Below are 8611 nucleotides of genomic sequence, written 5' to 3'. Positions count from 1 at the left end.
AGCTACTATGCCCGCTACGGAGGAAACAAAGACAGCCAGTACGGCAACAGCTCGCTGGTCAGCATAAGCGTACAGATACAGGGAGTGGATTATTTCAACCAGACCAACCTGAAGCTGGAGCTGAAGCAGTCCTTTAGCGGACACCACGAGTTTGAGCTTACCGCCGACCCCGACGAATTTTCAGAATCCAAAGCCTATCCGCTGGAAAACTCCCGCCGCCATCTGGGTAAGAGGATCACATTTTCCTTCCGGCAGTACGGCCGGGTGATGAGTCAGTTTATTGGCGTAATCACCCAGATATCCAGCCGGATACAAAACGGCTCCAAACATATTGTTTTACGCGGAAAATCGCCCTCTGTCCTGATGGAAAACGGAAGGCACTGCCGCAGCTTCGAAGATTCCAGCTTCGAAGACATTGTAAAAAAAGTAACCGCCGGCTATCCGCAGGATTTGGTAAACTTTGACCTCAATCCTAATTACAAAGAAAAACTTCCCTATACCGTACAGATGAACGAAAGCGATTACCATTTTCTGCGCAGGCTTTCCCAAAGGTACGGGGAAAATTTGCACTATACCGGCGAGCAGTTCCGTTTCTCCGCCTGGGGCGGAAAAATCGTAGAGCTTACCGAAGGCGAAGATATTTACGATTACGAGCTTAAAATGGAAATCAGGCCCCAGCAGTTCAGCAGATCGGTGTACGATCCCAAACAGGCGGAAGACTATAGCGTAGATTCCTCCTCGCAATCCGTACAGGCCTCGGAAAACCCTTTCCAGCAATTTGCCCAGAATGCCTCGGCCTCAGCCTTTAACGTATCCCCTTCGGGACATTACCTTCAAAATCCTGCCGATGCCTCGCAGCTGCAACGCTCGGTAGAAAGGGAAAAAAGAAACAGGCAGAACCTGGTGTATATGGAAGCCACCACCAACCATCCGGAGCTGCAGGTAGGTACGGTCGTAAAGATGATGGCCTGGATGCCCGGACACGAAATATTCAAATCGGGAAAAGTACCGGTAGAATCCTATAAAATCACGGAAATTACGCATCATTTTGCCGATGGCGAAGGCTATACCAACAGCTTTAAAGGCATACCCAAAGACCTTAGCGTACCCGATGTGTACGAAGAAAATGCCTTTCCGAAAGCCGATTTGCAGCATGCCACCGTAACCGACAATCAGGACCCGCTGAAGATGGGACGCGTGCGGGTGCAGTTTACCTGGCAAAAGCCCGAAAACAGCCAGAGCCCCTGGGTGCAGGTCATACAGCCCCATGCGGGAAGCGGTAAAGGCACCTACCTGAATCCTGAGATAGGCGAAACCGTATTGGTAGCCTTTCAGGGAGGCAATGCCGAATATCCGGTAGTATTGGGAACCGCTTACAACGGAGGAGAAATTGCGGCCTACTATACCGAAGGAAACGACATGAAAGTCATTCAAACCCGAAGCGGAACCAAAATCGTATTTAACGATGCCGAAGGACAGGGTTCCATCCTGATTGAAGACCCCAGCGGTAACCGTATGTTTATGGACGGAGAAGGAAATATCTCCATGAATGCTCCCAGAAATTTTTCAATAAATGTTGGTGAAAATATGGATATAAGTGTTGCTAAAAACCTGTCTATAGACGTTGGCGAGAATATAAACCAGACTGCAGGAAACGATATATACCAGACAGCTGCGGGAACGATTAGTGAAAGTTCGGAAATGCGCACGGAAACAGCCGATAATCTGTATCACCGCGAGTCATCTCTTTCCCGGGAAATTAGCGAGCAGTCCTCTATTTTTAGCAACCAGGAAAATATGCTGTTGCAAAGCGGCAAAACCGTACAGATGAACAGCGCCGAAAAATCCAACTTATTTTAAATTAAAAATGGCAATTCATAAAAAAGCAAAAAATATAGAAATAAAGGTTGACAATGAGTACCATTTGCGCACCGGTAAATTGGTGAAAATTGCAGATCAGCTGCTTATGGAAGCAAGACATGGAAACCTCAGCCTCAATTCAAATAAAAAGATAGAGGTACAAGGAAATAAAAAAATGGAAAACTAAAAAAAAGACATGGCAGATATACAATTTGGTGAGTATACCCCTGGGGAGGGAAATAAGCAAATTCAGGATCTAACCTTAGGAATTTTTTTTGACGGAACCCTTAATAACCGGAGAAACACCTACATACGCAAAGAAAAAGAAAAAAAGAAAAAAGGGCTTTCCTACGATAAAGAAGCCGTAAAAGAAGACCCCTGGGCTTTTTCTGATTCATTGAGTAAAGATAGTTACAACAACGACTACTCCAACGTAGCCCGAATGGCAGATTATTATAAAGATGGGAAAGATATGGCGGTTTATATCGAAGGGCCGGGAACCCAGGATGGGAAAACAGATACGGTAACCGACTATCTTACCGGAACCGGAGATACCGGGGTACGGATGAAAGTACGCAGAGCCTGTGAAAAAATAGCCGATAAGGTAGATAAAAATGTAGAACTTACCCTGACTCTGGATGTATTCGGATTTAGCCGGGGAGCGGCCGGAGCCCGCAATTTTATACACGAAATAACCAAACCGGCCTATAAGGCTAAAAGGGAAAGAATGACTTTTAAAGATTCTTTTGATAAAATAGTAAGTTATGAGAATCTTCCCCGGTTCGGACATTTGGGATATCTGTTGCAGGAAAAAAATGTAACTGTAAAAAGTATCAGCATACGCTTTGTGGGCTTATACGATACGGTTTCTTCCTATGGAGTCAATTTTGATGACGATGTAAAAGATCTAAATCTGAATTCTCTAGGTAACTGGCGGGTAAGCCATGTGGTGCAATTAGCCGCTTCCGATGAATGGCGGAAAAACTTTAACTGTACCGATATAAGCAGTGCCGGGGAAAAAGGAAGAGAATACCTCATACCCGGTGCCCATGCCGATGTGGGAGGCTGTTACGAAAGCGGTTGGTTTGAACAGGCACATAAAGTAGCTGGAGGAAGAACCCAGATAGATGCTGAAAAAAAATCTTTAATTTCCCGGGGATGGTATAAAGAAAAGGAACTAAAACTGGCAGAAGTCTATCACAACGAGGTAATAAGTTATGAGTGGATAGGGAAACGCTATATAGATAACCGTTACAGTTATATTACCCTGCACCTGATGTGCCAGCTGGCTTCGGAAAAAAAAGCGGAATTTGATTTAATAGAGATGAGAAAATTAAATAATTTCCCGATACCTTTAAAAACCTCTGATGGTAAAACGCATATTCTGGGCTATGTAAAAAGCAGGCTGGACAACTATATAGAAGCAGTAAAAAAAGTTTCTCCCCGGCAGGGCGCAAAGATACGGTATCAGGACTATCTCGATTTTACCAATGAAAAAATCCTGCGTAACGGCTATGTCCATTGGTCGGCTACCGGAAAAACCGGACACGGGGCCCGAAGCGATAATAAACGAAAAATAATAACCGGATAATATGAATCAGGTACAAAAAATACTACTTATTACAGGCTGTATTCTGCTGAATATCTCCCTGTTCTCTTGTCAGAAAACTATGGAAAAAAATTATAAGTTTACGACCAATGCCTTTTGTGCGGATGGGTATGGAATGCATTTATATCACGGATACTTTAGTTCTCCCGGAGAAAAGAGTATCCCTATATATACCAATCATTTAAGCGGTCCATGGGGAGCGAAAGGAGGGGGGGATGTCATAGGGAGCGGGCTAAATCCGGTTCCGGACAGCCTGCATATTGGTTTCTACTCTGATTCGGAAGATAAATTTTACGAAGGAGATTTTGCCCTGCCCTACGAAAAAATCGTACAACTATTTGAGGAAGATTCGGAAGACCCCGATGAGAAGGGAAAAACTTTTAACGACAGCCAGTCCGGTAAGATGCTTCCCTATCGTAAATACAACGGACTTACGGTAAGCGTTACCCCCGGGGGCAAGGTCTATCTCTGGATTTTCGGTCCTATGGATCAGGTAGGTTTAGGTGTTTATCAGGCAAAGGAAGTACAGAGGAAATGGAGAGATATTTTTGAAAATGGGGGTAGGGAAGAAACGGTTGCATATTATTTAGAAAAAATAGCATCCGAAAAAGTAAAAAAAGAAATAGCCACCCATAGTCTGCCCTATACTCTTTGGGACAGTTACCGGGAGCGGTTTTTGTGGAAATATGTGGTGGAAGGGGCAAAACCGGTATCTTATTTACATTTTAAAGCTATTAATGCCGAAGAAGAAGGAATTTTTCCTCCCCGTTTAGGTAACGATCAATATAAAGAGCGGGCAGTTCCGTATTGGTTTCGTTTTTACTTTACCGATGCTAAAGGTAAAGGCTATTATGCCTTGGTCTATTTTACGAAAGATCCTAAATATTATTTAAAAATATATAAATCAAAAAAAGGAACCTACTGGCCCGAAGATACCAAAGAAGAACAGGCCTACTGGGTATTTAAACAGATGGAAAAAGACAAACCCATAGATCTGGTTTTTAAAGTAGGTGCCGATCCGCAGAAGATGACCGTCTGGGTACGAACCCCGGAAAAAGAAGTGGAACTAACCGATATCATTGTTTATGTATCTCCGTATGAATTTAAAAAATAAAAACTAAGGATGTTTCGGTATGTATTGATATTTTTAAGTATTCTGCTGAATATCTCCCTGTTCTCTTGTCAGAAAATTATGGGAAAAAACTATAAATATACGACCAATGCCTTTTGTGCAGATGGATACCATATGGAACTCTATTTAAGATATTTTAGTTCTCCCGGAGGGAAGAGTATTCCTATTTACTCAGAGTCATTGAGCGGACCCTGGGGAGGCAAAGGAGGAGGGGATGTCATAGGAAACGGACTAAACCCGGCTCCGGACAGCCTGCATATAATGTTTTACTCATATACAGAAGATAAGTTTTATGAAGGACATTTTGCCCTGCCCTACGAAAAGATTGTACAACTATTTGAGGAAGATTCGGAAGACCCCGATGAGAAGGGAAAAACTTTTGATGACAGCCAGTCCGGTAAGATGCTTCCCTATCGTAAATACAACGGACTTACGGTAAGTGTTACCCCCGGAGGCAAGGTATATCTCTGGATTTTCGGTCTGATGGATCAGGTAGGCTTAGGAGTCTATCAGGCAAAGGAAATAAATTTCAATTGGAAAGATTTTAGAGAATCCTCAGAGCCGGGAGATAGAGAAGAGGTAAGTAAATCTTTCAAAAAAGATCATATTCCCTATACTCTTTGGGACAGTTACCGGGAGCGGTTTTTGTGGAAGTATGTATTAGAAGGAGCAAAACCGGTCAACTCTTTACATTTTAAAACTATTAATGCGGAAGAAGAGGGAATCTTTCCTCCCCGTTTAGAGAACGATCAATATAAAGAGCGGGCAGTACCTTATTGGTTTCGTTTCTTTTTTACAGATACTGAAGGTAAAAGCCACGAAGCCCGTGTATATTTTACGAAAGAACTCAAATATTATTTAAAAAAATATAAATCCGAAAAGGCACCGTATTGGCCCGAAGATACCAAAGAGGAACAGGCCTACCGGGTATTCAAACAGATGGAAAAAGACAAACCCATAGATCTGGTTTTTAAAGTAGGTGCCGATCCGCAGAAGATGACCGTCTGGGTACGGACTCCGGAAAAAGAAGTGGAACTAACCGATATCATTGTTTATGTTTTTCCGTATGAATTTAAAAAATAAAAACTAAGGATGTTTCGGTGTGTATTGATATTTTTAAGTATTCTGTTGAATATCTCCCTGTTCTCTTGTCAGAAAACCAGGGAAAAAAATTATAAGTTTACGACCAATGCCTTTTGTGCGGATGGGTATGGAATGCATTTATATCACGGATACTTTAGTTCTCCCGGAGAAAAGAGTATCCCTATATATACCAATCATTTAAGCGGTCCATGGGGAGCGAAAGGAGGGGGGGATGTCATAGGGAGCGGGCTAAATCCGGTTCCGGACAGCCTGCATATTGGTTTCTACTCTGATTCGGAAGATAAATTTTACGAAGGAGATTTTGCCCTGCCCTACGAAAAGATTGTACAACTATTTGAGGAAGAGCCGGATAACCCAAGAATTAAAGGGAAAACTTTTGACGACAATCAGTCCGGTAAGATGCTTCCTTACCGTAAATACAACGGACTTACGGTAAGTGTTACCCCCGGGGGCAAGGTCTATCTCTGGATTTTCGGTCCTATGGATCAGGTAGGTTTAGGTGTTTATCAGGCAAAGGAAGTGCAGAGAAACTGGAGAGATATTTTTGAAAATGGGGGTAGGGAAGAAACGGTTGCATATTATTTAGAAAAAATAGCTTCCGAAAAAGTAAAAAAAGAAATAGCCACCCATAGTCTGCCCTATACTCTTTGGGACAGTTACCGGGAGCGATTTGTATGGAAATATGTGGTGGAAGGAGCAAAGCCGGTATATTATTTACATTTTAGAGCTATTAATGCCGAAGAAGAAGGAATTTTTCCTCCCCGTTTAGGGAACGATCAATATAAAGAGCGGGCAGTTCCGTATTGGTTTCGTTTTTACTTTACCGATGCTAAAGGTAAAGGCTATTATGCCTTGGTCTATTTTACGAAAGACAGCAAATACTACCGGGTGAATTATAAATCGGAAATAGGCCCCTACTGGCCCGAAGATACTAAAGAAGAACAGGCCTACCGGGTATTTAAACAGATGGAAAAAGACAAACCCATAGATCTGGTTTTTAAAGTAGGAGCCGATCCGCAAAAGATGACCGTCTGGGTACGAACCCCGGAAAAAGAAGTGGAACTAACCGATATCATTGTTTATGTTTTTCCGTATGAATTTAAAAAATAAAAAGTGAGTAGATTTATTTATATAGTAAGATTTAATAAATGTAAAATATTTATAATCGAAAACTGATAAAAAAACGAAAGTCTATGAAAAAATACCTGATAAAAAGAGGAGATACCTTAGAGAGCATAGCTTCGGCTTTAGGCCTGAGCCTTTTTGAGCTTAAAAATTTTCACAACAATCATTGCGAGCTTTTTCAACTCATTGGCGATAAACTGCCGGGCAGACTTAAAGAAATTTATTATCAACCCAAAGAAGCATCTGTAAATAGAGATATTTCTCAATTAAAGCAGGGCTTATTTACACTTAATCTAAATCCTCAATTAAAAACCAATATCTATCAGGTGATGGTATCGTCGTTTACAGGAGAAAAGGAAAATACAATAAAATTTAAAACGGAAATCACCTGGTTAGAGAGAAATAAAGTACGTATTTACCGTACTGATCTTTTTATTAATGATGAGGAACCCAATTTAATGGCAGATAAACTAGCCTGGGAAGTAGTCTCGTCTCTTTATCCTATGGATTTATCCATTAATACTTCCGGAGAAATTACCGATCTGTTAAATGATTCGGAAATACAAAAAAGATGGAATGCTAACAAAAAAGATCTTGAAGATAACTATATCGGGGAGACTTTTGAAAGGTATATTTCCAAAAACGATCAAATAATATCCAGTTCTGGCTTGTTGTTTCAGCAAATAAAAAAAGACTGGTTTTATCAGACCTTTTTTAACGGGTTATATCACGAATATTCAAACGAGAATGCCGAGACTCTCAATTGTTTATTTCCTGTGTTACCCTTTATTCCAGCAGTGGAATATAAAGTAAATGATCAGATAAACCTCATAGAGGATGAAAATGAAACCCTCTATTGTATAGATAGAAAAGGAGTATCTTGCGACGAACGAAGCCTGTTCGATTTTGAAAACGAAGCCTATTTCCCGGTAAGAGTCCCTGAAGAAGAATCTCTTCCTCCGGCTGTAGGGAAGTATAGGGCTCGGTACTTTTTAGAACCAAAATACAGCGAAATTGAAAGCTTGTATCTGGAATGTACGCTTGAGCTTGCTGAAAAACGAAAAGTATACGTCACTGCCTCCCGGGTAAAGGACAAAAGTACCTATGTAAAAGAAGTAGGAATTATAAATATTGGTCAAATTAAAGAAGAAAAGTCGCAATATAGAAAATCTTTTCTATTCGATTGATGAATCTATTTATTATTAGATAATAAATAGCCATTTTTTATTATATTTGAATAGTAATTATTTTATTATATAAATTTTATTTTTAAATTATAAATCATGAGTGAAAAGCATATAGTCGTACAAGGAGCTACCTGTGCATGCCAGTTTGGAAATGCTCCTGATAGCCTGGTGGTAAACACCCATACAAAAGAATATGCCAATGACGCCGAGGGTTCTGATAAATTAATAGTTACCACTCAGGAATTAGGCTCTTCAACCTTAAAAAATAATACTTTTGGAAGTTGTTCCAAAATGGGAAGCCCTCCGCCTCCCTGCAAAGTCAATATTACGCAATGGACAGATTTCTATGAACCCGTAACCTTAAGCAATCAAGGGAAAATAATTGTAGAAAATAGCAAAGCCATTTGTGCTGTTGCCGGGTCTCCCTGCATATCCGTTACCCACCACGGGCAAATATCAGAACCAAGCCCTCAGAATTTTAAAAATGTTGACCGGGAAATCCATAGTCAGATTAATCCTATGGTCGATATCAATGAAATGAAAGAAGAAGAATTAATACTTGAAGGAGGAGAAGATAGTTCTATTTAATCGTAA

The 8611-nt window shown here is 40.9% G+C and carries 8 protein-coding genes; all 8 read left to right on the top strand.

Translation table 11 applies throughout. The annotated features are described in order from the left end of the window. Positions 1 to 1860, top strand: a 1860-nt coding sequence (locus EQ921_RS14095; RefSeq protein WP_128332116.1) for a type VI secretion system Vgr family protein, incomplete at its 5' end; no start/stop codon positions are given. A gap of 7 nt (positions 1861 to 1867) precedes the next feature. Beyond that, positions 1868 to 2047 carry a hypothetical protein gene (locus EQ921_RS14090; protein ID WP_128332115.1) on the top strand — a complete coding sequence of 60 codons (180 nt, stop codon included), beginning with the start codon at positions 1868 to 1870 and terminating at the stop codon, positions 2045 to 2047. 9 nt (positions 2048 to 2056) lie between these two features. Continuing rightward, a complete protein-coding gene (locus EQ921_RS14085; protein WP_128332114.1) occupies positions 2057 to 3451 on the top strand; it encodes a DUF2235 domain-containing protein in 1395 nt (464 codons plus the stop codon). Between the two features lies 1 nt (position 3452). Then, entirely contained in the window at positions 3453 to 4583 is a 1131-nt protein-coding gene (locus tag EQ921_RS14080; protein ID WP_128332113.1) for a DUF2931 family protein, read from the top strand. Positions 4584 to 4661: 78 nt separating this feature from the next. Further along, positions 4662 to 5684 carry a DUF2931 family protein gene (locus EQ921_RS14075; RefSeq protein ID WP_164875651.1) on the top strand — a complete coding sequence of 341 codons (1023 nt, stop codon included), beginning with the start codon at positions 4662 to 4664 and terminating at the stop codon, positions 5682 to 5684. A 9-nt stretch (positions 5685 to 5693) separates the two neighbouring features. Beyond that, positions 5694 to 6815: a DUF2931 family protein gene (locus EQ921_RS14070; RefSeq protein ID WP_128332111.1), complete on the top strand. Its 1122-nt coding sequence runs from the start codon at positions 5694 to 5696 to the stop codon at positions 6813 to 6815. Positions 6816 to 6898: 83 nt separating this feature from the next. Further along, positions 6899 to 8017 carry a hypothetical protein gene (locus EQ921_RS14065; RefSeq protein ID WP_128332110.1) on the top strand — a complete coding sequence of 373 codons (1119 nt, stop codon included), beginning with the start codon at positions 6899 to 6901 and terminating at the stop codon, positions 8015 to 8017. 96 nt (positions 8018 to 8113) lie between these two features. Further along, positions 8114 to 8605: a DUF4280 domain-containing protein gene (locus EQ921_RS14060; RefSeq protein WP_128332109.1), complete on the top strand. Its 492-nt coding sequence runs from the start codon at positions 8114 to 8116 to the stop codon at positions 8603 to 8605. Positions 8606 to 8611 lie beyond the last annotated feature (6 nt).

It is taken from the genome of Apibacter sp. HY039 (assembly GCF_004023655.1).
GTDB classification, from domain to species: Bacteria; Bacteroidota; Bacteroidia; order Flavobacteriales; family Weeksellaceae; genus Apibacter; species Apibacter raozihei.
Note: the sequence above shows the minus strand (reverse complement) of the source record. Positions and strands in the feature narration are given on the sequence as shown.

Excerpts from the sequence above, each read along its gene's own strand:
- EQ921_RS14090 (WP_128332115.1), top strand. The coding sequence starts at position 1,868 with ATGGCAATTCATAAAAAAGCAAAAAATATAGAAATAAAGGTTGACAAT.
- EQ921_RS14085 (WP_128332114.1), top strand. The coding sequence starts at position 2,057 with ATGGCAGATATACAATTTGGTGAGTATACCCCTGGGGAGGGAAATAAG.
- EQ921_RS14080 (WP_128332113.1), top strand. The coding sequence starts at position 3,453 with ATGAATCAGGTACAAAAAATACTACTTATTACAGGCTGTATTCTGCTG.
- EQ921_RS14075 (WP_164875651.1), top strand. The coding sequence starts at position 4,662 with ATGGGAAAAAACTATAAATATACGACCAATGCCTTTTGTGCAGATGGA.
- EQ921_RS14070 (WP_128332111.1), top strand. The coding sequence starts at position 5,694 with ATGTTTCGGTGTGTATTGATATTTTTAAGTATTCTGTTGAATATCTCC.
- EQ921_RS14065 (WP_128332110.1), top strand. The coding sequence starts at position 6,899 with ATGAAAAAATACCTGATAAAAAGAGGAGATACCTTAGAGAGCATAGCT.
- EQ921_RS14060 (WP_128332109.1), top strand. The coding sequence starts at position 8,114 with ATGAGTGAAAAGCATATAGTCGTACAAGGAGCTACCTGTGCATGCCAG.